Here is a 273-nt window from a genome sequence, read left to right on the forward strand (position 1 = left end):
ATCTTGAACAGCCCTGCATCATCGATGGCCGCAAACACGTTGGTATCGGCACGCGGGCGGCCTGCGCGCAAGACAGCGGCAACAACCGCCTCATCCTGAGCGAGTACCTGTGCTTCTTCCGGGCTGATGCCAAGGCGCTGAACGAGGATAGCAGCAGCTGCCGAGTCAGCGGTCTGCGTCTCGTCCGGAATTTCAACCGTAGCCTCGAATGCCAATGCGTTCTTGGCGGCTTGGTCTGCTTCTGCCGAAGCCTGTTCCGGAGTATAGTTCTCC

At 59.7% G+C, this 273-nt stretch carries 1 protein-coding gene; it reads right to left on the reverse strand.

The features are described 5' to 3' along the window. The coding region (locus tag AC1RPW_RS08455) for a hypothetical protein (RefSeq protein WP_481769519.1) at nt 1–273 on the reverse strand (273 nt) is incomplete at both ends.

This window comes from Dellaglioa sp. CoH-55-MRSF-8 (assembly GCF_056782195.1).